The organism is Pseudochelatococcus lubricantis (assembly GCF_042432495.1).
In the GTDB taxonomy this organism is placed as follows: domain Bacteria; phylum Pseudomonadota; class Alphaproteobacteria; order Rhizobiales; family Beijerinckiaceae; genus Pseudochelatococcus; species Pseudochelatococcus lubricantis.
The window spans coordinates 135,568-161,145 of sequence record NZ_JBHLXC010000006.1 but is presented as its reverse complement, the minus strand read 5'-3'; the positions used below and the strand labels follow the sequence as shown (position 1 = coordinate 161,145).

Here is a 25,578-nt window from a genome sequence, read left to right as displayed (position 1 = left end):
AAGCGTAACCAAAACAGGCCTGGTTCTGTGTCAAGCCCCTGCCCAAACCGCTGATGACGGGGAACTTTTGTCATGGCGGCGCGGTTTCGATTGGAATACGCTGCGCGGGTCGCGTTTGCGCCCGGACGGGGCGGATATCTTAATCGCAGATGCTTCCGACATGGAGTTATGATCATGACACAAGCCGTTGCTGATAATAAAGACGCCCGTCGCTTCGAACTGCCTGTCGACGGCCATGTCGCCTTCATCGATTACCGGATCGAAACTGCCGGAGACGACGCCGACAACCCGGTATACGTGCTCGAACACACCGAGGTGCCGGAAGAGCTGGGCGGCCGGGGCGTGGGCAGCCAGCTCGCCGCCGGCGCGCTCGATATCATCCGCCAGTCGGGCGGGCGTGTGCGCTCTGAATGCTCGTTCATCTCGCGCTACCTCAGCCGCCACAGCGACTACAGCGATATCGTCGCACCCTGAACGGGCCGGCATGAGATTGCGGAGGCGGCGTTTTTCACTCCCCGGCGCCGCCGGCCGGCAGATTTGAATCATTCCGGCGATCTGTACAGAAGCGCTGCAATTGGGTATGCAACACGCATTGTGTGGCAGGCGGGGACCATGGCTCCCGCCCATTTGTCAGTGGCGCCGCCGGCGGCCGGCGGAATTGCGGGAGAGGACCGATGACAACCGGTACGGCTTTGCCTTCATCGCAACTCGTGACGATCTTCGGAGGGTCCGGCTTCCTTGGCCGCCATGTGGTGCGGGCGCTGGCGCGCCGCGGATACCGTATCCGTGTCGCGGTACGCCGGCCGGACCTCGCCGGCCACCTCCAGCCACTCGGCGTGGTGGGGCAGATCACCGCAGTCCAGGCCAACGTCCGCTTCCGCGATTCCGTTACCCGGGCGGCGGCCGGCTCTGATGTGGTCATCAACCTCGTGGGCATCCTGCAGGAGACCGGGCGCCAGAATTTTTCGCCCGTCCAGCATCAGGGAGCACAGGCCATCGCGGAGGCAGCCGTGGCCCAGGGCGCGCGGCTGATCCATGTCTCGGCCATCGGTGCTGACAAGGCATCGCCGTCTCTCTATGCGCGCACCAAGGCGCTGGGCGAGGAGGCGGTGCTCACCGCCGTGCCTGACGCCGTGATCTTCCGCCCATCCATCGTTTTCGGCCAGGAGGACGGCTTCTTCAACCGTTTCGCGGCGCTGGCGCGGGCTTTCCCGGTGTTGCCGCTCGTCGGCGCGGAAACGAAGTTCCAGCCGGGTTTCGTGGGTGACGTGGCCGAGGCCATCGCCCGGGCAGTCGACGGCACGGTGCGTGGCGGCGTCTACGAACTCGGCGGCCCCGAAGTGCGGACGCTCCGTCAGCTTGTGGACGAGGTGCAGGCGATCACCGGCCGCAACCGGCCCGTGATCGCGCTGCCTTTCGGCATTGCCCGCCTTCAGGCTGCGGTGATCGAAACTCTGGACAAGCTCACCTTCGGGCTGCTGCCGGATCTCATCGTCATAACGCGCGATCAGGTGACGCTGCTGGCGCTCGACAATGTCGTCTCCGGGGCGGCGAAGGCGGAAGGGCGCACGCTTGAGGGAATCGGCATCATCCCGACCGCCCATCAGGCGATCCTGCCCGGTTATCTGTGGCGTTTCCGCAAGTCAGGCCAGTTCGACGAGGTGCGGGTCTGATCAGCCCCGTGCCGCCGCGCCGCGGGCAACGGCCTTGTGGATCCGTACCATCAGCGCTGCACCGAAGAGGGGCGTGACGAGGTTCACCACCGGCACCATGACCACGAGCGCCGTCACCAGCCCGCCGAGCAGCACCGTCCCGCTGTGCCGGCGGCGCAATTCCTTCGCCTCCGCCACGGGCAGATAGCGCGTGGCGGCGAGTTCAAAATATTCCCGGCCGAACAGATAGGCGTTCGCCCCCAGAAAGGCGAACAGGTTGACGACGGGCACCAGCAGCAGCATCAGCGCGAGCAAGTTGACGCCAGCGGAAATCGCGGCGAAGCGCAGACCCGCGAGCAACGCCTGCCCCACCGGCATTGCCTTTCCCGGCGTGCCGTAAGGGTCGCAGCGCCTCTCGACGATCTCCGCCACATCGTCGAGGAAGTAGCTCGCGACGATGGCCGAGACGGGCGGGATGAGGAACACGAGACCGACGAACACTCCCACCCCTGCGAGCACAACCGCAAGCGTGCCGACAAGCGGGTAGTTCGCCAGCCAGACCCATTGCTCCGAAAGCCACCGGATAAGCTGCGCGAGCCCCGTGCCTATCGCCAGCAGAAGCAGCAGCGTCAGCCCGAGCGAACGCCACAGCACCCTGCGCAGCGGCGGCGAAAACACATCGCGCGCCGCCTCCACTGCCGCCTTCAGCACAAGGCCAATTTCGGGCGGCTCCCGCCGCTGTTCAGGAATAACGTCGTTCGCCATTCGTCCAGAATCATTTGACCGACAGGGTTGCACTCAACGGACGATAGCGGCGCAGGGCCAATCCTCGCAACGAGTCACACCCGTCAAGAGCCGGTATAAGCAGATTTTGCCCGTCCGATCAATGGACGCCTCGGGTTACTTCTTCGCAGGCCGTGCAGGCCGTCACGCCGGGCTCGACAAAATTGTCGCGCACTGTTTATTTATGACGCATAATGCCGTATGAAACGACACGGCGGGAAGCGCGGCTTGTCGTGTGACAATCCGAGGAAAATCTTCCCCTCCGGCATGGCGAGTTCTTGCATTTATGGGGCAACGGTGGATTTAAGCTATATGCATATAAAAATTACAAACAAGTTGAATATTTGCAATTGGCGACACACTGTTTCGCTTTATCGTTTAGTTAATTTTAATTTACCAAACAAATTCAGATATATTTCTACGGTAAATAAAAATTATTTGCAAAATAACATATTAAATTACTTATAAAATTTATAATTAATGCTAGTAATAATTTACTATAATTATCTTTGATGAGCAATGTCTGAAATGAACACTTTAATCGGCAAGCACCCTCCCCCCAATCCTGGAAAAGCGGCCTTGACTGACACTATTCGCGCCATTCTCTCAGCGGAAACATCCCCCGAAGCCGCCCTCCAATCGCTGGTCGGAGCGGACGTTCCTGCTGAAACGATAATCGAGGCGCTGCTTGAAGCGTCCGTGGCCTTGTCCCGGCATCATGGCCTGTGGTCCTCACTCCGGTCCGACGGGATATCCGGCGAAATGGCCGGACGCCTTCAGGCGTCGCTTGCTGTCCTTCTGCATTTTGCATGCGCGCGAGCGGTGGAAATCGCGCTCGCGGGCTATGCGGAGGAGAACGATCTGAACAATCTGCGCCGGCTCGCAGCCACTGTCGTCGATATCAATGGCGTGGCAAGCGAAATCGTTTCGCTGACGCATAACTCGCACAGGGCCAGTCTTGGCGCGCGCTCCGTTGCGGCGGCGGCCACGGAACTCGTCGCGTCGATCAACGTTATCGAGCAATCCAGCAATCAGGTGCTGCAGGAGGTGCGCGATGTAAGCCGGACGGCGACCGACGTCCGCGATAATGTCGACAACCTGCGCGCGGCCATGTCGGATATAACCGCCACGACGGACGAGACCCAGGCGACGGTGAAGGGCGTCGAAGGAGCGTTCGTGCAGATCGCCAATACGCTGGGCGCGATCGACGCCATCGCCCGGCAGACGAACCTGCTGGCGCTCAACGCGACCATCGAGGCGGCGCGCGCGGGCGAAGCCGGCCGCGGCTTCGCCGTCGTCGCTTCGGAGGTGAAAGCCCTCGCCGGGCAGACGGCCAACGCCACGAGGGATATCGGGCAGAGCATCGCCGGCATGCGAGCCGTCATCGGCACGTTGACCGATACGCTTGCGCGGTCGCAAAAGGCAGTGCACTTCGGGCGGGCAGCCATCGATGGCGTCGCCGAGACGGTTGAGCGAACGTCGACAACGGTCGCGTCCGTCATCGATCATATGGGGGAGATCGCGCACGTCCTCTCGCAGCAGAGCGAAGCCAGCAGCGAGATCGCGACCACCATCGAGGCCGAGGCGCGGCTTACGACGGAGAATGAGGCGTCGCTCGACCGCATGGCCGGCAAGCTGCAGCTCGGCAATGACCATCTCTCCGCCAGCGCGCAAAACTGGTTTCAGGCCTCGTCGACGCAGGCCCTTTGCGAGATGGCCAAGATCGACCACGTGCTGTTCAAGAAGCGTGTCATCGACAGCCTCACCGGCCGGCAGGCGTGGCGATCCGGCGACGTGCCCGATCACAACGGCTGCCGTCTCGGCAAATGGTACAACGGCTTGAACAACGATTGCATTTGCAGCCTGCCCGCGTTCAGAAACCTCGTGGAGCCGCACAGGCGCGTGCATGAGGCCGCCCGCACCGCACTGGCGTGCCATGAAACCGGCCGCACGGACGAAGCCATCCGCCAGCTTTCGGAAATGGATCAGGCCAGCCAGGAAGTCATCCAGCTGCTGGACGACTTGTCGGCAACCATCAAGGAACGCTGCTGAGGCGACTCGACGGCGGACTTTCCGGCGGGCTGGACAGGACGACCGGCAGGGGCCGGGAGCCGGCCCGCCTTCCGGCCCGACACACGAGCCGAAAGAGCGCGGCGGCGCTACACCATGCTCGGCAGAACGCGGTTCGGCGCGCGGTGACCGTCCAGGAACGCCTTGATGTTGACGATGACTTTCTCGCCCATCTCGGTGCGCCCTTCCAGCGTCGCGGAGCCCATGTGCGGCAGCAGGACGACGGCATTGTTGCGGGCGAGTTTCACGAGGCGCGGATCGATGGCGGGCTCTTCCTCGAACACGTCGAGCCCTGCCCCGCCCAGTTCCCGCGCCTCCAGCATCTGGATGAGCCCTTCCTCATCGATGATTTCGCCGCGCGCCGTGTTGATCAGGATGGCGTCGCGCTTGAGGAGCCGCAGCCGGCGCGCCGAAAGCAGATGATAGGTCGCGGGCGTGTGCGGGCAGTTGACGGACACGATGTCCATGCGTGCCAGCATCTGGTCGAGCGATTCCCAGTAGGTCGCCTCCAGCTCGGCCTCGATCTCGGGCGCCACGTGGCGGCGATTGTGATAGTGAATCGACAGCCCGAACGACTTCGCCCGACGCGCCAGCGCCTGCCCGATGCGCCCCATGCCGACGATACCCAGGCGCTTGCCGGTGATGCGCCGCCCCAGCATCCACGTGGGCGCCCAGCCGGCCCACTGCTCCGCGCCGATCAGCTTCTGCGCGCCTTCCGGCAGCCGCCGCGCCACGGCGAGGATCAGCGCCATGGTCATGTCGGCGGTGTCCTCGGTCAGCACGCCGGGCGTGTTGGTCACGGTGATTCCCTGTGCCAGCGCCGCGCCGACATCGATGTTGTCCACACCGTTGCCGAAATTGGCGATCAGCCGCAACTGCGGCCCCGCCTGCGCGATCAGTTCGGCGTCGACCCTGTCCGTTATGGTCGGCACGAGCACATCTGCGATCTTGACCGCCTCGACGAGTTGCTCGGCGGTCAGCGGCTTGTCATCCATATTGAGGCGGGCGTCGAACAACTCACGCATGCGCGTTTCAACGCTTTCCGGCAGGGTGCGGGTAACGACGACAAGGGGCTTCTTCTTCATGGACGAAAGTTCCGATCCCGGCGCTCGATTTCACGCCACGTTAAGAACCAGGGAGGCACAACTGCAAGAGGTATCACACAATCCCGATGCAAGATCGACTCCGACGAACCCCGCTTCAACCGAAAACATGATATCGCACCGTATCACAATACAGCCCGATCACGACTTTGCGCAGAAGCCGCATCCCGCATGCAGCAGCAGCCGGTTCTCTGTTAGAGCATGATGGCCGGCCAATGCAACAGCAGCCGGCGCCCGTCCCCGCCGAAGCCGCATCGTGAGTCCGATCAGAAAAGTCCGCACGGAAAGTCCGCCATGTCCAAGACCGTCGCCCCGTCCGCCCTCGCAGCCCTTGTCGTCCTTGCCCTTTTACCGGGCGTGGCGGCCCATGCCCAGCAGCAGCCGGCTGCCGGGCAAACGATCGGCTCGAACAGCAAACTGCCGGTGCCACGCTATGTGAGCCTGAAATCGGACAGGGTCAATCTGCGCGCCGGCCCGGCCAAGGACCATCGCACGTTGTGGGTGTTCCAGCGCGCGGGACTGCCGGTGGAGATCACGGCGGAGTTCGCGACATGGCGACGCATCCGCGACTCGGAGGGCGCGGAAGGATGGGTTCTGCACAGCCTTCTCTCGGGCCGGCGCACCGCGCTCGTCACGCCCTGGGACAAGGACAAGGGTAAGGAGCCCACCCCGCTGCTCGCCCGCGCTTCCGACAGCGCCAACATGAAAGCCCGGCTGGAGCCGGGCGTGATCGTCAGCATAGAGACCTGCGACGGCACCTGGTGTCATGTCACCATCCGCAACCTGGACGGGTATATACAGCAGGGGCGCCTGTGGGGGGTCTACCCCGACGAGATCATCGAGTAGGCTGCACCGTCTGCACGCTCTGCGCGCGCCGTTCCGCCGCCTCGTCGTCGCTGTCGAGGTGATGGCCGACGGCGGCAAGAGCCGACGAGTGCTGGCGCAGCACGAGGCGCGCAGCGCGCAACACCTCCTCTGCCTCGGCCGACAGCGCCTCGCCGTTGGCCGCCCCCTGCGCGGGGCCGCGCGCCGGCACCTTGTCGAGCACCGCGCCGATGCGCGTATCGAGCGCCTCGATGCGCGCATCGATTTCCCGGAGACGCTCGGTGGTTTCGTGCCGCAGATCGCTGAGCGCCTGATGGATGGCGTCCACCTTCTGATCGACGGGACGCACGCGCCCCTCGATCCGCGCCCAGATTCGCCGCCAGACAGGCCGCACGGTCCACGAGATCGAACGGCGCAGGCTGCTGCGCAGGCTCGCATCCCGCAGCTCGACATGCAGCGCGTGCGCGGGGGCATGGACGACCTGAGCCGATTCGACAGGGTGCGCCGGCGCATCCGCAGCACCGACGCCCGCGCCCAGCAGGCCGGTGTAGGTGATGCCGGCGTTGTCGTGCATGATCTGGCGCACGGGCTCGGGCACATTCACCCCGTGCAGCTCGACGCCCTTGAGGAAGTAGTCCCAGAAATGGGGGTTATGTACCCACTGTACCTCCCGCAGCAGCAGATCGGCATATCTGTCCGGGTGCTTGCGCAGCAGGATGGCGTCATTGAGGAAGAATTTCGAGCGGACTTCAAGCGACTCGCGCTCGACGGAACGCGGATGTGGCGGATGATAAACCCACGCACCGCGCGAGAACGGAACCTCGCCGACCTCCTGAAGACGCCAGCCGAGATCGGTATCCTCGCGAAAGTGCGGCTTCTCCAGCGCGATGTCGAAGCCGTTGATGGCGTGGAAGACATCGGCACGGACGAACAGGTTCGCCGTCATGAAGCCGATGCCCTCGAAGCCGTCGTTGGTAACGCCTCGCCAGTTGGGATCGCCGGCGCGGCCGGACGTGATCAACCCTTCGAGCCCGACGATATCGGAGGTGGAGAAGCACTCGTGAGCGTTGGCGAGCCAGCCCTCATGCGGCTCGCAGTCGTCATCCGTGAACGCGATCACACGTCCGCGCGCGAGCGCCGCGCCGGTGTTGCGCGCCGTCACCGCACCCTTGCGGTCGGTGTGGATATAGAGCAGGTCAAAACCGAAATCCCTGTCGCGGTCCGGCCACGGCTCCGCGCTCTGGTCGACCATGATGACCTCGAAATCGCGCCATGTCTGCAGCGAGAGATAGCCCGCGAGCTTCGTCAGCAGCGTATGGCGCTCGTAGGTCGGCACGATCACGGAGAAAAACGGCGGCTCCCGCCCCTCCCGCTTGGGCACGGCCCAGCGGGCGAGCAGCGCGCCGAGGCTGTCGGATATACGCTCCCAGGAATAGAAGCGGTCAGCCTGCGCCCGCGCCCCGTCGCCGAGCGCCGCCATGTCGGCGGGATTGTCGAGCAGGGTGCGGATGGTCTGGGCGAAATTCTCCGCGTGCGCGATGGCGAACGCCCGCTCCGACGTCTCGATGCCGCGCGCGCCGATTTCGGTGGAGACGATCGGCAGTCCGGCCGCCATGAAATCCAGCATCTTGATATTGGTGCCGGACCCGCTGAACATCGGGTTGACCGCGACGTTCGACGCCTGCAGCCACGCGATCTTGTCTTCCTCGGAAATCTGTCCCGTCACGCGGACGTTGGCGGGCAGAGTCATGTCCTCCAGCCCATCGCCGACACCGCCGGCGATGACGAACAGCACGCCCGGCAACGCGGGCGCCAGCGCCTCGGCGATGAACCGCGCCGCGGCGACGTTGGGGCCATACTTGCTGCCGAGGAAGAATGCCACCGGGCGCCCTTCCGCGCCGAGCCGCTGGCGGACGGCGTGTTTTTCCTCGATCGACGGCGGCACGATCTGGCGCGTGAACGTGCCGTTGGGGACGACACGGATGCGTCCCGCGCTGACGCCATAGAGATTCGCGAAGGCTTCCCTGTCCTCGTGGGAGCAGGCCAGAATGAGATCCGCCGCGCGGCAGACCGCACTCTCCACCTCGACAACGCCCCGCGCCACCGCCGACCCCGCGCCGCCGTCGTCGAGCAGTTCGGTGCGCAGCAGACCTTCGACGTTGTGCGCGTCATAGACGATGAGCTGCCTGTCAGGCTGCAGGACGTCGCGCACGAGGGGATAAATCCACGGGTGAGAAAAGACGACGACATCCGCCTCGCGTGCTGCGCGGCGCGCCGCCTCGACATAATCGGGCGACAGATGCGCCATGGTGTGAAAGGCAGTGTCGATGACGCCCTTGCCGCCAAGGTCCTGCGCGCGCCTGTCGGAGGCGGTGAAATGCGCCTCTGTCAGCGGCACCAGCTCTTCAAGCAGGGTCGGTGTGAGTTGCTGCTTGCGCGCGCCGGGTCCACGCCAGTCATAAGTGCCGACGTAATGCGCTCGATGACCGTGGCCAAGACCGTGGTAAAGACCGAGAAGGCGAAGCCGCCCTCCCCCGACCGGCGGATCGATGGGCTGCATATCCAGTACAGTCGTCCGCAACGTCATTGCCGCAGCCCTCTCGCTCGGTTACTCTCGCCGCTCCAACACACGAAAGGTTCTAATTTCCGCGCTTGTTCAAGGCCACGATAATAATAGTGCGTGACACTCATGGGGCGGTTTTTATTTTCTTTCACCCTTGCCGTCAACGGTGAGGGCAGCATGGGTGTTAAGCGCTCATCACAGAAAAAAGACAGCTTTTCTGGCCGTTTGCCGCCATGGAGACTCGCTTACACTGAATCGATCAGGGCGGAAACCTGTTCGGCGAAATTGTGTTCGCTGAACCGGGCAGCGTTCCTGTAGCCGGCCCGCCGGAGCGTGTCGCACAGGTCGTCATCATCGAGCAGCTTGCGGATGCCCGTCGCGATCTCCTCGATATTATAGGGATCGTCGATGAGATAGGCGGAATCCGCCACCACCTCCGGCAGCGAGGCGACGTTGGACGTCAGCACGGGACAGCCGAAGGTCTGCGCCTCAAGCGGCGGGATGCCGAAGCCTTCGTTGAGAGACGGGAACAGCAGCGCGCGGGCGTTCCTGATGAGGCACAGCTTTTCAAGCTCGGTGATATAGCCCACGTAACGGACGGAATCGCGCCGCTGCGGACGCCCGGCATCCTCACCGCTGTTCCGCTTTGCGAAATACTGTTCAAGATGCCGGTCCCGAACATACTCCTGATCGACGATGCCGCCGAGAACCAGCGGCACGTCCAGCCCCTTCGCTGCGATCGTGTAGGCGGAGACGAGACGGTCGATATTCTTGCGTGCCTCTATGGCGCCGACATAGAAACAGTACTGGCCTGCCTGCAGCCCGAACTTCTCCAGCACAGACTGCTGGACGACAGGCAGTGCGCTGAGGCCGATCAGGTATTTGTCCGCCGGGACCGGCTGATATACCACCTTTACGCGGTCCGCAGCCGACGGAAAAAACTTGAGGAGCTGGTTCCGCGAGTACTCCGAAACAGCCAGGATGGCATCCGAATGGTCGTTGAGCGCTTTCAGGCGCTTGTAAAACAGGCCGGGGTCTTCCCGGTGCATGGACGCGGACAAGGGAATCAGATCGTGCAGCGTCTGCACGATCTTGATTTTTTTTCCGCGACTCTCGACGCTCATGGGAGACGTGGTGAAAAACACGCCGCCGTCCAGTTCAGCGGGAAGGTGCAGCGGAAACGGCCGCCTCAGGAGGGGTAGACGGTCGTGCACGGCCATGAGCCGGTAGCCGTCGGGGATGTTGTAGAAAAAATCGACGTCATCGAGATATCTGATGGCTTCTTCCACCACGATATCCCGCAGATTCTCGACAAGCGCAGCCCTGGGGCGCCCAAGGAAGCGTCTCTCGATATATTTCCTGAGCCACTTGACCTTTGAAATAGGCCCCGATGCGTGGACCGGATTGTCGAATTCCTTGAATATGCTCGCGGTAAGCGCCTCGCAAGGACCGTTATGGGAGGCATTGCTTAATATACCGGTCTCGAAGCCCTTCGATTTGACAGCGTGGATCAGGGCCTTTGCAAACAGATATATGCCACGCTGTTCTTTATCCCGAAAACACTGCCCGGCGAAAAGGACTTTCCTTGTCATAAAAACTCTCGCGTGATCGGGCGCGCCCGAAAAAATGTGTTTCAGGCGGATGCAGCCGACGGGCGGGCGTCCGCTCCCGATCCATCCGTTTCCGGCGCGTCGCCCGACGGCCTCCGGAACGGCAGTCCGAGCGCCGTGGCTAGCGCCACGGCCACTTTTTCCCAGGTAACCTCGGCGGCAACCTGCTTGCCCTTCTGCCCCATGGTCCCGGCGAGCGCCGGGTTTTCCGCGAGCTGATCGATCCGCGCCGCGATCGCCGCCGGATCAGCCTCCGTGACGAAGCCGGTCACGCCGTCCTCGACCACGCGCGAAGGCTCGCCGCTGTCGGCGCAGGTGAGGACGGGCTTGCCGCTCAGGAACGCCTCGTAAGTGATCAACCCCAGGTCCTCGTTGCGGGGCATGAACAGGACGGCCAGCGAGTCGCGATAGTAGCCGATCAGATCCTCGTCGCTCACCCAGCCCGTGAAGCGAATGCGCGGATCGCCGGCCGCGCGCTCCTTGAAACGCTCCGCGTCCTCGCCCGTGCCGGAAATGATCAGTTCCACCGGCGCCTTGACGTGGCGCATCGCGTCGATGGCAAGATCGACCCGCTTCCAGCGGTGCAGGCGCCCCGGCATGAACAGATGGCGGAACGGCCCCTCGCGGAAACCCGACAGGCTGGTGGGATGCCGGATGACCTCGGCGTCCAGACCGTTGAACTGACGCAGGCGCTGCGCCACCTCCTCGCCAATGGCGAAGATCTTGCGCGTCCGCGGCGCGCGCAGCGCCGCCGTATCGAGCGTATGGATCAGCGCGCGCTGTTCGAACAGTTCCTCGGAACCCTTGCCGAACTCAACCTCGAACATGTCGTAGAACACGCGCATCGTGTGCTGCAGGTAGCAGACGTGATTCGGATGACGCACGAGGTAGGACGGCGCCTTCGACGTGATCACACCGTCATACGCGCTCAGGTCGAGATCGTAGAAGCGCAGGTACGATTCCTTGACGGCGTCGAAGTCGGACTCGTTGGAGGGGGTGTAGAGCAGCGTGACGTCGAGATCGAGTGCCTGCAGCGCATCCCGCAGTCCCACGAAAAAGCGTTCCGCACCGCCCGTCTCGCCCGACCCCGATCCCGCCGCGACGATCGCTACTTTCGGCTTCATGGCCGCTCCTGTCTCTTGTCTGCACCCGTCCGCCCCACGCTCCGGGTGCCGCCTCGCGCATGTCTTGCCGGCATGCGAGCGGCGAAGAAGGCTCCGACGGCGCTGTCCGCATGCCGGGGCAGCAGCGTCGGGGATGCCCGCAAAGTCATTCTCTGGCTGATCCGGATATAGTGCGGAAACGATGGAGGCCCATCCTCGCACTTGCACGCCTTACCTTGATGGGACATCTCCGCCCAAATGTCTTTCAAGTTCACTAATTTTCTGCGTCAGGACCTCGATCTGCCGGCTGAATTGCACCTCGGACTCCGTCTTTGCCTTGTGCTCTTCTTCAAGACGGCGCTCCAGCTGCTGAGCCTTGCGCTCCGCCGTATCGACGCGCGCCGCCAGCCGCCGCACCTCGCTCGCAAGACGGGGAATGCTGCGCGCGAGACTTGCCAGCGCCACGATCTTGCGGCCGAGCCTGGAGCGGCGGATGCGGTCAAGAAAGCGCTCACGCCGGAGGCCCGAGATGCGCGCGCCCCGCGCCTGCGCCTCATCGGTGGCGGCGAGAGCGTCGATAAGGTCTATCCGGCTGATCTGCCCGAGCCGCAACTGCTGCAGGAAGCGCGCCGCATCCTCGCCGGCCGGCTCACGCCCGAGCAGGGAGAGGTACGCGGCCCGCATGAACACCACATCATAATGCGCCAGGATTTCCGTCGCGGTGTAGCGAAGCTGGGCGGGATCGAGAGGCGGCGGAGCGACTTCCGCACCATTGCCCCCGACGATCCGGGCGTCGGCCCGCGCCTTGCGGGCCTCCACATCGGCACGCACCCGCTGCATCAGCGCATCGAGATCGTCCAGCCGCACCAATTCACTCACGTCGCCATATCTCCAGAACAACGAGGCCGCTCCTCTGGGAAGCAACCCTGGCCTCTTCAGACGCTGCACCAGCAACGATGCATACCAATCATCGTCGGGACCACCGCAAGGTCTCCGGAGCGCGCGGCGATGCGGTGAACACCCGCAAGGCCGGCTAGCCCGACCCCCTGCAGGATAGCGCCTCTTACCCTACATCGAGAATCATAACAACCTGTCAATTCGACGATCCGATGGCAGGATAGCCGGACGTTCGGCAACGTCTTCCCAAGGCCGGATTCGCCTGTCGCCACGGGCTCGTCAGGCGCGCGTCGTTCGCGGATACGAGAACGCGCGCAGACCGATCCGCGTCAGTTTCCCGCTTACACGAGACAGGGCGGCGAGACAATACCTCTGTACAATCGCCCCAGTGATCCGCCGTCAGAGCCGCAGCTCTCCAATGTTTAGTAAAAGCTTAATTCACTAATTTCTACATGATAATTATCAGAATTTCTATGTGCAATTCCGTTGAATAAAACTCAATGACCATATACGGCTGTTTTTGGATTTCATATTTTTCTACACATTCATTCATTTGCGTGAACGGCTTCGTCGTGCCGTTATCCTGCGCGTGGTCAGGCGTTCGACGGGGCGCCTCCCGCCGTCCGCAAGAAATCCTCCAAAGCTGCCGTCTCCTGCGCTGTGAAGCGCAGGCCGAGCTTCGTGCGACGCCACAGCACGTCCTCGGCCGTCAATGCCCATTCGTTTTCGACGAGATGGCGCACCTCGTTCTCACCGAGGTCCGCGCCGATGATGCGCCCCAGCGAGCCGCTCGCGACGATGGGCAGCGCCAGCATTCCGTAGTGGCGCGCCAACCGTTTCAGCGTGGTCTCCGCCACGGCGGGAGCGCGCGCCTTCAGCGTCTTCATCAGTGCCGGCAGGCCATCGACGGGGAAATTTCCGCCCGGCAGAGCGCTTGCCGCCGTCCAGGCCGGCGCGCGTTTGCCGAGCACCGCCTCCACCTTGTCCATCGCCGCCTCGGCCAGCCTGCGATAGGTGGTGATCTTGCCGCCGTAGACGTGGATCGCCACGCCCGATGGGCTGTCGCCTTCCTGCTCCAGCACATAGTCGCGGGTCGCCGCCTGCGCGGAGGAGGCATGGTCGTCGTAGAGGGGGCGCACGCCCGCGTAAGTCCACACCACGTCTGCCGGCGTCACGGCCTTGCGGAAATAGCCGCTCACCGCCTCGCAGAGATAGGCGGTCTCTTCCGGCGTGATGCGCACGGCGGCGGGGTCTCCGGCATAGTCGCGGTCCGTGGTACCGATCAGCGTGAAGTCGCTTTCATAGGGAATCGCGAAGACGATGCGGCCATCGGCATTCTGAAAGATGTAGCAACGGTCGTGGTCGAAGAGCTTCGGCACGACGATATGGCTGCCCTGCACCAGCCGCACGTGCGGTGCGCCGGTGGCGCCGTCGAGCAGGCGCCGCACGCCTTCCACCCACGGCCCGGCCGCGTTGATCACCATGGCGGCCGACAGGTTCCTGTCCGCGCCCGTCGTCCCGTCGCGCAGGTCGACACGGAAACGGCCGCCCTCGCGCCGGATGCCCGTCACGCGCGTGCGCGTATGGATGCGCGCGCCCCTGTTGCTGGCATCGCGGGCGTTAAGCGCGACGAGGCGGGCATCCTGCACCCAGGCGTCGGAATACTCGAACGCCCGGACGAATCCGTTCCGCAACGGCTTGCCTGCCTCGTCCTGCCGCAGGTCGAGCACGCGGGTCGGCGGCAGCAGTTTGCGGCCGCCGATGTGATCGTAGATGAACAGGCCGAGACGCAGCAGCCACGCCGGGCGCAGCGCGCCGTGGTGGGGCAGCACGAAGCGTAGCGGCCAGACGATGTGCGGCGCCATGCGCCACAATATCTCTCGCTCCGCGAGCGCCTCACGCACCAGGCGGAACTCGTAGTATTCCAGATACCGCAGCCCGCCATGAATCAGCTTGGTGGAGGCCGACGACGTACCGCTCGCCAGATCGGCCTGCTCCGCCAACACGACGTCGAAGCCCCGGCCGGCGGCGTCGCGCGCGATACCGCAGCCGTTGATGCCACCGCCGATGACGAGAATATCGCAATCGTTTCCGGACATTTCTTACGCTCTCCGACCCTGCGCAGGTCGGACGCAGCCGCTCCCGCGCGCGAAACCCGCCACAAAGCGCCTCTGCGACGCAGAACATGGCGAGATTCTTACACCCTGGGCATGTAGCATCTTTGACAGACGGTGGCTTTGAAACATTACGAATACGACAGAATCCGTTGCATCGAATCCGCACCTCTCCGGCACGGCAGGCTTTATGCCCCCTTATCGACGCGGCCGGGATGGAAACGATCACAATCTCATGCCAATGATCGCTCACGCAAATTTCATGCGGTTCGGCTTCCGGCGGCGTGCTGCACGGAAGAATGGCGTCTTGCAAAGGTACTTCTGGCCATGGTCCGCAAACTGATATCCGGGAACGGCGGCCACGGCGCGCGGACGCATGCAGCCCCCCTTTTCCCGAGGCCCCTGCTGCGCCGACTCGCTTCGCGAGGCGGCATGGCGCTCATGCTTTGCGGCGCGCTCGGCGCCTGTTCCGTCGGGCCGGACTATGAAAAGCCGCCGCTGGCCGTGCCGGCGAAATGGAGCAATAACGCAGGCGCGACAACGGCGAAGCCCGCTGAGTTCGGGCAGTGGTGGAAGCGCCTGAACGACCCGACACTGAACAACATCGTCGAGCAGGCGGCTTCCGGCAATCTCGACGTCGCCTCCGCCAAGGCCCGCATCCGCGAGGCGCGCGCGACCTACGACCAGGCAGTGGGCGGCTTGTTCCCCTCGGTCAGCGGCACCTCCTCCGCCACGCGCAGCAAGAGCGGCGGGGCGGGTTCCTCCGGCAGCGTGTCGAACACCCTGCGCGCGGGCCTCGACGCCAGCTGGGAGGTCGACCTCTTCGGCGCCAACCGTCGCACCGTCGAAGCGGCCCGCTATGGGCTCGACGCCGCGGAAGAGGACTTGCGCGCCACGCTGGTAACGCTGGTCGGCGACATCGCCACCAACTATATCGATGTGCGCAGCTATCAGGCCCGGCTTGCGCTCGCGCGCAGAACGGCGGCCACGCAGAGCGAGACCGCCGCCCTCACGCGGGCGCAGTTCAACGCGGGCGCGGCTTCCGGCGTCGATCTCGCCAACGCCACCGGACAGGTCGCGACCACGGAGGCCGGCATCCCGACGCTGGAGGCCTCGCTGGCGCAGTCCATGCACCGCCTCGGCGTGCTGACGGGACAGGCGCCGACGGCGCTCTCCGCCCTGTTGCGCAAGGGCGGCGCGGTGCCCGCACCCCGGCTGCCGCTGCCTGTCGGCGTGCCCGCCGACGTCCTGCTCTCCCGGCCGGACGTGCGCCTCGCAGAACGCCAGCTCGCGCAGGCGACGGCGCGCATCGGCGCGGCGGAGGCGGACCGCTATCCCGCCATCAGTCTCACCGGCAGCGTCTCGACATCCGGTGTGCGGCTCGGCGACCTCGCGAAGAATTCGTCGATAAGCTGGTCGTTCGGGCCCAGCCTGAGCGTGCCGGTGTTCAACGCCGGCCAGTTGCAGGCGGCGGTCGAGGCAGCTCAGGCGCAGCGCGACCAGCAGTTCCTCAACCTGCGCGCTACGGTGCTGACAGCGCTGGAGGAAGTGGAGAACGCCGTCGTCGCGCTGGCGCAGGAGCGCGTGCGCCATGAGAAGCTGGCGCAGTCGGTGGCAAGCTACCGCGAATCCGCGCGGCTCGCCCGCACCCTGTTCGAGAGCGGCTCGACGAGCTTCATCGAGGTGCTCGATGCCGAGCGTTCGCTGTATTCGGCGGAGGACTCCCTCATCCAGAGCCGTGTGAACATCACCACGCAGTACATCGCCCTCAACAAGGCGCTCGGCGGCGGGTGGAACGGCGCGGTGAACGCCGGAAAGCCCGAGATCGTCGACAGGATGGGCCCACGTCCCGCCGCCTTCCTGCGCGGCGACGGCAAGAACTGAGGCGGGCGGGGTGAATTCGGTTTTGTATATATACATATAGCCAATTCTATATATCATATCGGCTGAAGCCTCGGCGGGCCCTGCCCCGCGAACGTGCAACCGCGCGATGCATTCCCGCGCCCAACCGGATGGAAGCCTTCATGACCCGCCGCCTCGGACAAACCGACATCGAAATCGCGCCGCTCGTCTTCGGCGGCAATGTTCTCGGCTGGACGGCCGACGAGCCCACGTCATTCGCGCTGCTCGACGCCTTCGTCGCCGAGGGTTTCACCGCCATCGACACGGCGGACGTGTATTCGCGCTGGGCGCCAGGCAACGACAGCGAGAGCGAGCGCATCATCGGGCGCTGGCTGAAGGCGCGCGGCAATCGCGACAGGGTGCACATCTTCACCAAGGTGGGATCGGACGTCGGACAAGGCAAAAAAGACCTTTCGGCCAAATGGATAGAGCATGCAATTGAAGCGTCCCTTCAACGCTTGCAGACCGACTACATCGACCTCTACCAGAGCCATTGGCCGGATCCCACCGTGTCGCAGGAGGAAACGCTCGCCGCCTACGACCGCCTGATCAAGGCTGGCAAGGTGCGCTTCATCGGCGCCTCGAACTACGATGCCGCGCTGTTGTCGGAAGCCCTTACGACCTCGAAGGAAAAGGGTCTGCCACGCTACCAGACCCTGCAGAACGAGTACAACCTTCACAAGCGGGACGCCTTCGAGGGTGAGGTGCAGGATCTCGTTCTGCGGGAAGGGCTTGGCGTTATTTCCTACTACGCGCTGGCAGCCGGCTTCCTCACGGGCAAGTATCGCACGGAGGCCGATCTCAAGGGCGCGCGCGGCGAAAGCGTCCGGCGCTATCTCAACGAGCGCGGCCTGCGCATCCTGGCGGCTCTCGACGCCGTGGCGGAACGGACGGGCGCGGCCCATTCGGAAATCGCGGTGGCATGGGTCATCGCCCAGCCGGGCATCACCGCCCCCATCTCCTCCGCCACATCGCTCGCGCAGCTCGCGAGCCTGATACGCGGCGCGCGGCTCACCCTGGCGCGGGAAGATATCGAGCTGCTGACCGACGCGGGGCGCTGAGGCGCCTTCCGAAACGCTGCCTTGACCAAAAGAGGGCTAGTCGGCGCGCGGCATGCGATGTAAAAGGCGCACTTGCATGCCGCAGGAGGGTTTCAGTCACGATGGCCAAGCCGACCGAAACGGAGACCAGCACCGCTTCTCCTTCCAAACTGCCTGTTGCCGCAGACACCGGCCACGCGACAGCGGCGGCCTCTCCCGCGCCGAAGCCGGAGCTGGAGTTGTTCTCGCTGCCGAGTGCCGAGGAAGTGGTGGGACAGGAAGGCTTCAAGGCTTTCGACCGCATGCGGGAGGCGCTGACCGCGCAGTTTTCCGGTGGCCTGTCCCCGGCGGCGCTGTCGCTGGCTTATTACGACTGGGCGATTCACCTCTCGCACGCGCCGGGAAAGCGGACGGAACTGGCCTACAAGGCTGTCCGCAAGGGCGTGCGCTTCCTGAACTACCTGACGGCGAGTGTCGTCGAGCCGTCGACGCCCCCCTGCATCGCGCCATTGCCGGGCGACAACCGGTTTACCAGCGAGGCGTGGCAGCACGCGCCTTTCAATTTCATCGCGCAGGCCTTCCTGCTTCAGCAGCAGTGGTGGCACAATATCACCCACGAGGTGCCGGGCGTCACCCCGCACCACGAGGACGTCATCAGCTTCTGCGCCCGCCAGATTCTCGATGTCGCCGCTCCCTCGAACAACCCGTTCACGAATCCGGAAGTGATCAACAAGGCGTTGGAAACCGGCGGCGCTAACTTTGTGGAAGGCTGGTGGAACTGGCTTGAGGACACGAGCCGCACCATCACCGGCCAGCCGCCTGTGGGTTCGGAGAATTTCGTCGTCGGCCGTGATGTCGCGGTGACGCCGGGCAAGGTGGTCTATCGCAACCACCTGATCGAGCTGATCCAGTATTCGCCCACGACGGAAAACGTCCACGCCGAGCCGGTGCTGATCGTGCCGGCATGGATCATGAAGTATTACATTCTCGATCTGTCGCCGCACAATTCCCTGATCCGCTATCTGGTGGAGCAGGGATACACGGTCTTCTGCATTTCGTGGCGCAACCCGAATGCCGACGACCGCAATCTTTCTCTCAACGATTACGGCAGGCTCGGCGTGAATGCCGCGCTCGACGCGGTGGCGGCCATCGTCCCCGGCCGCAAGGTGCATGCCACGGGCTATTGTCTCGGCGGCACGCTGCTTGCCCTCGTTGCCGCCGCCATGGCCCGCACGGGCGACGGTCGGCTCGCCACCATGACGTTGCTCGCCGCGCAGACCGACTTCACGGAGCCGGGAGAACTCGCCCTCTTCATCGATCACAGCCAGGTGCATTTCCTGGAAAGTATCATGTGGAACCGCGGCTATCTCGACTCCAGCCAGATGGCCAGCGCCTTCCAGTTGCTGCGCTCGAACGACCTGATCTGGTCGCGGCTCGTGCGCGACTACATGCTCGGCGAGCGCACCTCGCTGATCGACCTGATGGCATGGAACGCCGACTCGACGCGCATGCCCTACCGGATGCATACCGAGTACCTCAAGCGGCTCTACCTCGACAACGAACTGGCCGCCGGCCGCCTTCTCGTCAACGGCCAGCCGGCCGCGCTGCAGAACATCCGCACGCCGCTCTTCGTCGTCGGCACGGAGCGCGATCACGTTGCGCCGTGGCAGTCCGTCTACAAAATTCATTATATCACCGACACCGAAGTGACCTTCCTGCTCACCAGCGGCGGGCATAACGCCGGCATCGTCAGCGAGCCCGGCAAGGCACGGCGGCGCTACCGCATCGCCCGCAAAACGGCCGTCGACACCTGCCTCAGCCCGCAGGAATGGTTCGCGGCGGCGGCGCAGCGTCAGGGTTCGTGGTGGCCCGCGTGGGTGGAATGGCTCGACAGCCACTCGTCGCCGGAGCGCGTCGCCCCGCCCGCCATCGGCGCGCCGGAGCACGGCTTCCCCGTCCTTGAGGATGCCCCCGGCACCTATGTCCTGCAAAGGTGAGACCTCATGACCAGCGCACAAGGGAACGGCCAGACGCCGCGGAACGGCCACGTGCTGCGTAACCGCACTTTCGACGAAATCGCGGTGGGTGATGAAGCATCGCTGACGCGCACCGTGGGGCGCGACGATATAGACCTGTTCGCCGCCGTTTCGGGAGACGTCAACCCCGCCCACCTCGACAGCGCCTTCGCAGCCACAGGGCTGTTCGGCCACGTGGTCGCGCACGGCATGTGGACGGCGGCGCTGATCTCGGCGCTGCTCGGCACGCGGCTCCCCGGCCCGGGCACGGTCTATCTCGGCCAGAACCTGCGGTTCGTGAAGCCGGTGAGCCTCGGCGACACCATCACCGCGACCGTGGTGGTGACCGAGAAGCGGCCCGACAAGCACTTCGTCATTCTCGACACGCGCTGCTTCAACCAGCATGGCGACGAGGTGCTGACCGGCACGGCGACGGTCATCGCGCCCGACCGCAAGGTGGAATGGCCTCAGAAGCCGTTGCCGGAAATTTCGGTGCAGCGGCACGACCTGTTCGAGAGCTTCGTCGCGCGCGCGAAGCAGGGAACGGCGCTGCGCACCGCCATCGTGCATCCGTGCACGGCGGATTCGCTCGCCGCCGCGGTGGAGGTGCGCGCGGAAGGGATCATCGAGCCCGTGCTTGTCGGACCGGAGGCGCGCATCCGCCAGATCGCGGAAGCCGCCGGCATCGTGCTCGACGGCCTGCCGATCGAGTCCGCGCCCCACAGCCACGCCGCCGCCGCCCGGGCCGTGGAACTCGTGGCCGCCGGCAGGGTGGATGCGCTGATGAAGGGCAGCCTGCATACCGACGAGTTGCTTACCGTCGTGCTGGCGCACGGCAGCAACCTGCGGACGGAACGGCGCGTCAGCCACGTCTACGCCATGGACGTGCCCGCCTACGACAAGCCGCTGATCGTCACCGACGCCGCCATCAACATCCGGCCGACGCTCGCGCACAAGCGCGACATCTGCCAGAACGCCATCGACTTCCTGCATTCCGTCGGTGTGGAGGAGCCGCTGGTGGCGGCACTGGCAGCCGTCGAGAAGGTCAACGACAAGATGCCGGCCACGCTGGAGGCGGCGGCGCTGACCGTGATGGCGCTGCGCGGGCAGATCGTCGGCGGCAAGGTTGACGGGCCGCTCGCGTTCGACAACGCCATCAACCGCGACGCCGCGAGCGCCAAGGGCATCGTTTCCCCCGTCGCAGGGCAGGCGGACATTCTGCTGGTGCCCGATCTCGAAGCCGGCAACATGCTGGCGCGGCAACTCGTCTATTTCGCCCACGCGGACGCCGCCGGGCTCGTGCTCGGCGCGCGGGTGCCGATCATCCTGACAAGCCGCGCGGATTCGCTGCGCGCACGAATCGCCTCCGCGGCACTCGCCAAGCTGACATTCGCGCATTCCATCGCGCGATAGAGTCTGTCAGCGCTTCACGGAAACGGTTTGCGTTTTCCGGTGCGACGCCAGCGTGCCTCCGTTGAAAGCGGAAGCACGCCGGCGTTTACTTTTGGTGGAAGGGCTCAGCCGCGTCACGCAGGCGGCAGGAAGTTCACCTCGTGCCGGGCGGCGATGCGCACGACTTCTTCGGGGTCGGCAACGTTGTGGATTTGCGTGAACAGTTCCCACAGCCGGCCCGTCGGTGAAACCCAGAACAGGGCCTTCGCCGTCTGACCCGACTTGTTGAAGATGCCATGCGGAACGTTGCGGGGCAGCCGGATCAGGTCGCCGGCGGTCGCGGCCGCCGGTTGACCGTCGAGCACGACGTCGTAGCGGCCCTCCAGCACGTAGATGAACTCGTCCTGCGTGGTATGGATGTGCGGCGGCACGAAAGTGCCGGCCGGAAACGTCGCATGCCAGGAGAACGACTCGTCCGTCCTGGTCTTGGGCACGTAGGTCTGGCCCAGAATGTTCCACACGATATCGTCGATGGATTCGTCCGCCTTCGTCACGCCTGCTGTCAGTATCGTCATGTCCGTCTCCGTGCTGGGGTTGAGGTGAGGAAAACTTGTCCGGCGCCGCTCACTTGGCGCGGTTGACCTGCGTTCTGTCGAAGCCGGCCGTCGTCGCGTAGCCGCGCACGATGGCGCGCCGCTCCTCCAGGCTGATGAGGGTGTCGAGATCGTCGCAGCCCTCGGGCGCACGGCGTTCCACCTCGTCGATGACACCCTCGGGGCCGCCCTGGCGGTTGAGCCGCACGATCTCCGCCGTCGCGGGCAGGCGCGCTTCGGCATATGACACCAGCGCCTCACGCGGATCGGTGGCCACCGCCAGCGCATCCGCGAGCACGCGCGCGTCGATGATGGCCTGGCTCGCGCCGTTCGAACCCACGGGATACATGGGATGGGCGGCGTCACCCAGCAGCGTCGCGCGGCCCTGCGTCCAGAAGGGCAGCGGATCGCGGTCGCACATGGGATATTTATAGAAGGCAGGCGTCGCACGCACGAGCGCCTCAAGGTCGGTGACCGCCACACCGAAACGGCGCACATGCGGCATCAGCTCCTCGTGGGTGCCCTGCTGGTTCCAGTCCTCGCGCGGCGGTGTCGGGGTGCCGTCGCTCGCAGTGCGGTAGTTGACGACCCAGTTGATGAGAACCTTGCCGGGCGTGGCGCTCCTCGCGATCGGATAGAGTACCAGCTTGTAGGTGAAGCCGCCGGCGATCAGCATCGTACGTCCGTCGAGGAAGGCGTCGCTCTCCACGGCACCGCGCCACATCAACACGCCGTTCCAGCGAATGCCGGCCTCACCCGGATGCAGTTGCCGGCGAATGGCCGAATGAATGCCATCTGCGGCGATCAACACGTCAGCGCGCGCCGAGGGAATGGCGGCAGAGGGCGCGAAATGGGCGGTAACCCCTTCCGCATCCTGCGAGAAGCCCGTGCAGGGCTGGCCGACATGCACGGCGTCCGCGCCCAGCCGCGCGACGACCGCATCATAAAGCAACTTCTGCAGATGTCCCCGATGGATCGAGAACTGCGGCACGTCGTAGCCCGCATCGATGCCGCGCGGCTCGCGCCAGATCTCCTGTCCGGTCCGCGTGGTGTAGATCAGCTCGCGCGTGCGAATGCCGACGCTGTCGAGCGCGGGCAGAAGACCCAGTTCGGCAAGCTGGCTGATGGCATGCGGCAACACGTTGATGCCCACGCCCAGTTCGCGTATCTGCGATGCGGCCTCGTGTACCTCGCACTCGATGCCGCGCGCTTGCAACATCAGGGCTGTCGTCAACCCGCCAATGCCGCCTCCGATGATGAGAGCTTTCATGTCTGGTTCCCCGTTATTGAAGGCTGATCGTTTGCCGCCAGCCAGTTGAAGGGCGCGCCCGCCGGATCGAGCAGCGCCTCGATAATGTCGAAGTGGTGCCGGCCCGCGATCTCGACGGCTTCCGTCCAGGCGCCGAGCCCGTGCCAGATATTGGCGAGCAGCAGGTTCTGGCGCCGGAACTCAGGCAGTTCGCCGCCACCCGCGCAGCACATCAGCCGCGCCCCCGGCCGGGGTGCGAGCAGCACCGGGCTTTCGGTAACAGCTTCGCCGGCGTCGAGCCGCAGGGCGGCATTCATGTGGGTGTTGACGAGCGGCCGCAAGTCGTGCACGCCGCTGATTGACAACACGCGCGTAATGCGCGCGGCCGTTGCGGGAGCAATCGGCGCATCCGCGCACAGCATGCGCGTGACGAGATGCCCGCCCGCCGAGTGGCCGCAAAGGCGGATAGGCCCTTCGCAAGTCCCGGCCAGATGATCGACGAAACGGGCGATCTCGCGGGTGATGCCGGCGATGCGCGCCCCCGGGCAGAGCGTGTAGCTCGGCAGGGCGACACGGAAGCCCGCCGCGACGAGCCCCGCCGCGAGATGCGACCACACGGACTTGTCGAAGGCCCTCCAGTATCCGCCATGCACGAAAACGGCGGTGCCACGGGCCGTCCGCCCCTCGGGAAGGAAGAGATCGTAGCGGTGGCGGGGGCCGTCGGCATAGGCGATGTCGAGCTGCGCGCGCCCGCTCGCCGCCATGCCGGCGCGAAACGTTTCCGCCTGTTCCTGCCAGCGCGCCGCCCAGCGCGGTGCGTCGCCGATGGCAAGCACATTGTCGTAGGCCGCATCGATATCCGCAAGGGGGCCGCCGCCCGGTTGCCAGAGCGGGGCGTTCGTCATTCCCGCGTATCCTTCGCGGTTTCGGCTGCAAGCTTGCGCAGCGAGAAACGTTGCAGCTTGCCCGATTCCGTTTTCGGCAGCGTGTCGACGAATTCGATGGCGCGCGGATACTTGTAAGGGGCGAGATCCTGTTTGACGTGGTCCTGCAGGGTCTTGCGCAGCGTGTCGTCGCCGACATGGCCCTCGCGCAGGACGACGTAGGCCTTGACGACGCTGCCGCGTTCGGGATCCGGCGCGGCGACGACGCCGCATTCCAGCACGGCCTCGTGTGCCAGCAGGCTCGCCTCAACTTCCGGCCCACCGATATTGTAGCCGGCGGAGACGATCATGTCGTCGCTGCGCGCCTGGTACCGGAAGTAGCCGTCCTCGTCGCGAATGTAGGTATCCCCGGTAATGTTCCAGCCGTGCTGGACGTAGTTCACCTGGCGCGGATCGTCGAGATAGCGGCAGCCGATGGGGCCGCGCACCGCGAGGCGGCCGGGCGTACCGTCCGGCACGGGGCCGCCCGCGTCGTCGACCACCTGCGCCTCATAGCCCGGAACGGGCTTGCCGGTGCAGCCGGGGCGAACGCCCTCCTCGCGCGCGGAGATGAAGATGTGCAGCAGCTCGGTGCTGCCGATGCCGTCGAGCAGCGTCAGGCCGGTCGCTTCCTTCCATGCATTGAAGGTCGGCAGCGGCAATGCCTCACCGGCGGAGACACACTTGCGCAGCGACGACAGGTCGTATTCCCCGATCCGGGCGAGGATCGCGCGGTAAGCGGTGGGCGCGGTGAAGCAGACGGTCGGCCGGTACTCGCCGATCGCACGCGCCAGGTCGTCGGGCGCGCTCTTCGCCGGCAGCACGGTGGAGGCGCCGATGCGGAAGGGAAACAGCACCAGCCCACCGAGGCCGAAGGTGAACGCCAGCGGCGGGGAGCCGATGAAGCTGTCGTCCGGATCGGCGCGCAGGATCTCCTTCGCGTAGCAGTCGCAGATGACAAGCAGGTCGCGCTGGTAATGGATGGTGGCCTTCGGCACGCCGGTGGTGCCGGAGGTGAAGCCGAGCAGGCAGGGATCGTCGGCGAAAGTGTTCACGGCCTCGAATGCATCCGGGACGCCATCGAGCAGGCTGCCGAGTTCGCCGCCCAGGTTGCCCGACCACGTCACCACCCGCTTGAGAAAGGCATTGCCGCTCGCCGCCGCGGCCAGTTCCGTGATCAGCGTTTCGTCGGAGAACGCCAGCGCGATCTGCGCCTTGTCGATGATCGGCACGAGTTCCTTAGCGCGCAGCAGCGGCATGGTGGCGACGACGATGCCGCCCGCCTTGATGACGGCGAGGTAGAGCGCCACCATGGTGGGCGTGTTGGCCGCGCGCAGCAGCACCCGGTTGCCCGGCACGAGGCCGAGCTTGCCCACGAGCACGTTGGCCAGACGGTTGATGATGCGCGCGAGGTCGTCGTAGCTCCAGTGGACGCCCGGCCCGCGGACGGCGAGCCGCCCTCCCCGGCCCTCGCGCACATGCTTGTCGACGATTTCGGCGACGGCATTGAGGCGCTCGGGATAGTTCAGCCGGTCGAGATTGATGAATGCCGGCTGCAGTTCCGGCGGCGGCAGACGGTCGAGAACGAAGGTATCGACATGAGACGTGGGGCGGGAAGTGGCGCGCCCGCCCGGCGCGGCATCGGCTTGTGACATCTCAATCTCCTCTGGTGTCTGTCGGCCATGCGGCCCGGGCGCCCGTCGCGCGCCCCCTGCTCCGCATCGCTCCCCGTTTCACGCTTTCC

The 25,578-nt window shown here is 65.0% G+C and carries 19 protein-coding genes; 8 read left to right on the top strand and 11 right to left on the bottom strand.

Annotated elements, in window-relative coordinates; genetic code table 11:
- Window positions 1–174: 174 nt before the first annotated feature.
- Window positions 175–474 (top strand): GNAT family N-acetyltransferase, encoded by a 300-nt coding sequence (locus ACFFJ7_RS11525; RefSeq protein WP_166951121.1) that lies wholly within the window; start codon window positions 175–177, stop codon window positions 472–474.
- A 200-nt stretch (window positions 475–674) separates the two neighbouring features.
- Window positions 675–1,673, top strand: coding sequence for a complex I NDUFA9 subunit family protein (locus ACFFJ7_RS11520; RefSeq protein ID WP_377592431.1), 999 nt, complete (start codon window positions 675–677; stop codon window positions 1,671–1,673).
- Here the strand turns inward: ACFFJ7_RS11520 and ACFFJ7_RS11515 are convergent, their stop codons facing one another.
- Window positions 1,674–2,417, bottom strand: coding sequence for a sulfate transporter family protein (locus tag ACFFJ7_RS11515; protein WP_377592429.1), 744 nt, complete (start codon window positions 2,415–2,417; stop codon window positions 1,674–1,676).
- A 780-nt stretch (window positions 2,418–3,197) separates the two neighbouring features.
- Here ACFFJ7_RS11515 and ACFFJ7_RS11510 point away from each other — a divergent pair.
- Window positions 3,198–4,487 carry a methyl-accepting chemotaxis protein gene (locus ACFFJ7_RS11510; protein ID WP_166951127.1) on the top strand — a complete coding sequence of 430 codons (1,290 nt, stop codon included), beginning with the start codon at window positions 3,198–3,200 and terminating at the stop codon, window positions 4,485–4,487.
- Between the two features lie 107 nt (window positions 4,488–4,594).
- On the opposite strand, the gene ACFFJ7_RS11505 is transcribed toward ACFFJ7_RS11510, so the two are convergent.
- Window positions 4,595–5,590: a 2-hydroxyacid dehydrogenase gene (locus ACFFJ7_RS11505; RefSeq protein ID WP_166951130.1), complete on the bottom strand. Its 996-nt coding sequence runs from the start codon at window positions 5,588–5,590 to the stop codon at window positions 4,595–4,597.
- A gap of 312 nt (window positions 5,591–5,902) precedes the next feature.
- On the opposite strand from ACFFJ7_RS11505, the gene ACFFJ7_RS11500 reads away from it, so the two are divergent.
- Window positions 5,903–6,454 carry an SH3 domain-containing protein gene (locus ACFFJ7_RS11500; protein ID WP_166951132.1) on the top strand — a complete coding sequence of 184 codons (552 nt, stop codon included), beginning with the start codon at window positions 5,903–5,905 and terminating at the stop codon, window positions 6,452–6,454.
- On the opposite strand, the gene ACFFJ7_RS11495 is transcribed toward ACFFJ7_RS11500, so the two are convergent.
- From ACFFJ7_RS11495 to glpD, 5 genes are all read right to left on the bottom strand, one after another.
- Window positions 6,444–9,020, bottom strand: coding sequence for a glycosyltransferase (locus tag ACFFJ7_RS11495; protein WP_377592428.1), 2,577 nt, complete (start codon window positions 9,018–9,020; stop codon window positions 6,444–6,446). The two genes, ACFFJ7_RS11500 and ACFFJ7_RS11495, sit on opposite strands and share 11 nt — an antisense overlap.
- A 221-nt stretch (window positions 9,021–9,241) precedes the next feature.
- Window positions 9,242–10,285 carry a glycosyltransferase family 4 protein gene (locus ACFFJ7_RS11490; RefSeq protein WP_377592427.1) on the bottom strand — a complete coding sequence of 348 codons (1,044 nt, stop codon included), beginning with the start codon at window positions 10,283–10,285 and terminating at the stop codon, window positions 9,242–9,244.
- 344 nt (window positions 10,286–10,629) lie between these two features.
- A complete protein-coding gene (locus ACFFJ7_RS11485) occupies window positions 10,630–11,730 on the bottom strand; it encodes a glycosyltransferase family 4 protein (RefSeq protein ID WP_377592426.1) in 1,101 nt (366 codons plus the stop codon).
- A gap of 210 nt (window positions 11,731–11,940) precedes the next feature.
- Window positions 11,941–12,588 (bottom strand): hypothetical protein, encoded by a 648-nt coding sequence (locus ACFFJ7_RS11480; RefSeq protein WP_377592424.1) that lies wholly within the window; start codon window positions 12,586–12,588, stop codon window positions 11,941–11,943.
- A gap of 611 nt (window positions 12,589–13,199) precedes the next feature.
- Window positions 13,200–14,705, bottom strand: a complete 1,506-nt coding sequence (gene glpD, locus ACFFJ7_RS11475) for a glycerol-3-phosphate dehydrogenase (RefSeq protein ID WP_377592423.1) — start codon at window positions 14,703–14,705, stop codon at window positions 13,200–13,202.
- Window positions 14,706–15,152: 447 nt separating this feature from the next.
- Here glpD and ACFFJ7_RS11470 point away from each other — a divergent pair, with 447 nt between their 5' ends.
- From ACFFJ7_RS11470 to ACFFJ7_RS11455, 4 genes are all read left to right on the top strand, one after another.
- Window positions 15,153–16,604, top strand: a complete 1,452-nt coding sequence (locus tag ACFFJ7_RS11470; RefSeq protein WP_377592422.1) for an efflux transporter outer membrane subunit — start codon at window positions 15,153–15,155, stop codon at window positions 16,602–16,604.
- Between the two features lie 140 nt (window positions 16,605–16,744).
- Window positions 16,745–17,683 (top strand): aldo/keto reductase, encoded by a 939-nt coding sequence (locus ACFFJ7_RS11465; protein ID WP_377592421.1) that lies wholly within the window; start codon window positions 16,745–16,747, stop codon window positions 17,681–17,683.
- Window positions 17,684–17,784: 101 nt separating this feature from the next.
- Window positions 17,785–19,659 (top strand): PHA/PHB synthase family protein, encoded by a 1,875-nt coding sequence (locus tag ACFFJ7_RS11460; protein WP_166951150.1) that lies wholly within the window; start codon window positions 17,785–17,787, stop codon window positions 19,657–19,659.
- A 6-nt stretch (window positions 19,660–19,665) separates the two neighbouring features.
- Window positions 19,666–21,090 carry a bifunctional enoyl-CoA hydratase/phosphate acetyltransferase gene (locus tag ACFFJ7_RS11455; RefSeq protein WP_377592419.1) on the top strand — a complete coding sequence of 475 codons (1,425 nt, stop codon included), beginning with the start codon at window positions 19,666–19,668 and terminating at the stop codon, window positions 21,088–21,090.
- Between the two features lie 113 nt (window positions 21,091–21,203).
- Here ACFFJ7_RS11455 and ACFFJ7_RS11450 read toward each other — a convergent pair whose 3' ends face one another.
- The 4 genes from ACFFJ7_RS11450 to ACFFJ7_RS11435 are packed head-to-tail and all read right to left on the bottom strand — an operon-like array spanning window position 21,204 to window position 25,489.
- Complete coding sequence (locus ACFFJ7_RS11450; protein WP_377592418.1) at window positions 21,204–21,644, bottom strand: cupin domain-containing protein; 441 nt, start codon at window positions 21,642–21,644, stop codon at window positions 21,204–21,206.
- A gap of 49 nt (window positions 21,645–21,693) precedes the next feature.
- Window positions 21,694–22,932 carry a flavin-dependent oxidoreductase gene (locus tag ACFFJ7_RS11445; protein ID WP_377592417.1) on the bottom strand — a complete coding sequence of 413 codons (1,239 nt, stop codon included), beginning with the start codon at window positions 22,930–22,932 and terminating at the stop codon, window positions 21,694–21,696.
- Window positions 22,929–23,816: a hormone-sensitive lipase gene (locus ACFFJ7_RS11440; RefSeq protein WP_377592416.1), complete on the bottom strand. Its 888-nt coding sequence runs from the start codon at window positions 23,814–23,816 to the stop codon at window positions 22,929–22,931. The genes ACFFJ7_RS11445 and ACFFJ7_RS11440 overlap by 4 nt, the downstream gene beginning before the upstream one ends.
- Window positions 23,813–25,489, bottom strand: a complete 1,677-nt coding sequence (locus ACFFJ7_RS11435; protein ID WP_377592415.1) for a benzoate-CoA ligase family protein — start codon at window positions 25,487–25,489, stop codon at window positions 23,813–23,815. Before ACFFJ7_RS11435 ends, ACFFJ7_RS11440 begins: the two co-directional genes overlap by 4 nt.
- Window positions 25,490–25,578: the final 89 nt, after the last annotated feature.

Excerpts from the sequence above, each read along its gene's own strand:
- ACFFJ7_RS11485 (WP_377592426.1), bottom strand. The coding sequence starts at position 11,730 with ATGAAGCCGAAAGTAGCGATCGTCGCGGCGGGATCGGGGTCGGGCGAG.
- ACFFJ7_RS11500 (WP_166951132.1), top strand. The coding sequence starts at position 5,903 with ATGTCCAAGACCGTCGCCCCGTCCGCCCTCGCAGCCCTTGTCGTCCTT.
- ACFFJ7_RS11455 (WP_377592419.1), top strand. The coding sequence starts at position 19,666 with ATGACCAGCGCACAAGGGAACGGCCAGACGCCGCGGAACGGCCACGTG.
- ACFFJ7_RS11510 (WP_166951127.1), top strand. The coding sequence starts at position 3,198 with ATGGCCGGACGCCTTCAGGCGTCGCTTGCTGTCCTTCTGCATTTTGCA.
- ACFFJ7_RS11495 (WP_377592428.1), bottom strand. The coding sequence starts at position 9,020 with ATGACGTTGCGGACGACTGTACTGGATATGCAGCCCATCGATCCGCCG.
- glpD (WP_377592423.1), bottom strand. The coding sequence starts at position 14,705 with ATGTCCGGAAACGATTGCGATATTCTCGTCATCGGCGGTGGCATCAAC.
- ACFFJ7_RS11465 (WP_377592421.1), top strand. The coding sequence starts at position 16,745 with ATGACCCGCCGCCTCGGACAAACCGACATCGAAATCGCGCCGCTCGTC.
- ACFFJ7_RS11525 (WP_166951121.1), top strand. The coding sequence starts at position 175 with ATGACACAAGCCGTTGCTGATAATAAAGACGCCCGTCGCTTCGAACTG.
- ACFFJ7_RS11470 (WP_377592422.1), top strand. The coding sequence starts at position 15,153 with ATGGCGCTCATGCTTTGCGGCGCGCTCGGCGCCTGTTCCGTCGGGCCG.
- ACFFJ7_RS11460 (WP_166951150.1), top strand. The coding sequence starts at position 17,785 with ATGGCCAAGCCGACCGAAACGGAGACCAGCACCGCTTCTCCTTCCAAA.
- ACFFJ7_RS11445 (WP_377592417.1), bottom strand. The coding sequence starts at position 22,932 with ATGAAAGCTCTCATCATCGGAGGCGGCATTGGCGGGTTGACGACAGCC.
- ACFFJ7_RS11450 (WP_377592418.1), bottom strand. The coding sequence starts at position 21,644 with ATGACGATACTGACAGCAGGCGTGACGAAGGCGGACGAATCCATCGAC.
- ACFFJ7_RS11435 (WP_377592415.1), bottom strand. The coding sequence starts at position 25,489 with ATGTCACAAGCCGATGCCGCGCCGGGCGGGCGCGCCACTTCCCGCCCC.
- ACFFJ7_RS11515 (WP_377592429.1), bottom strand. The coding sequence starts at position 2,417 with ATGGCGAACGACGTTATTCCTGAACAGCGGCGGGAGCCGCCCGAAATT.
- ACFFJ7_RS11440 (WP_377592416.1), bottom strand. The coding sequence starts at position 23,816 with ATGACGAACGCCCCGCTCTGGCAACCGGGCGGCGGCCCCCTTGCGGAT.
- ACFFJ7_RS11520 (WP_377592431.1), top strand. The coding sequence starts at position 675 with ATGACAACCGGTACGGCTTTGCCTTCATCGCAACTCGTGACGATCTTC.
- ACFFJ7_RS11505 (WP_166951130.1), bottom strand. The coding sequence starts at position 5,590 with ATGAAGAAGAAGCCCCTTGTCGTCGTTACCCGCACCCTGCCGGAAAGC.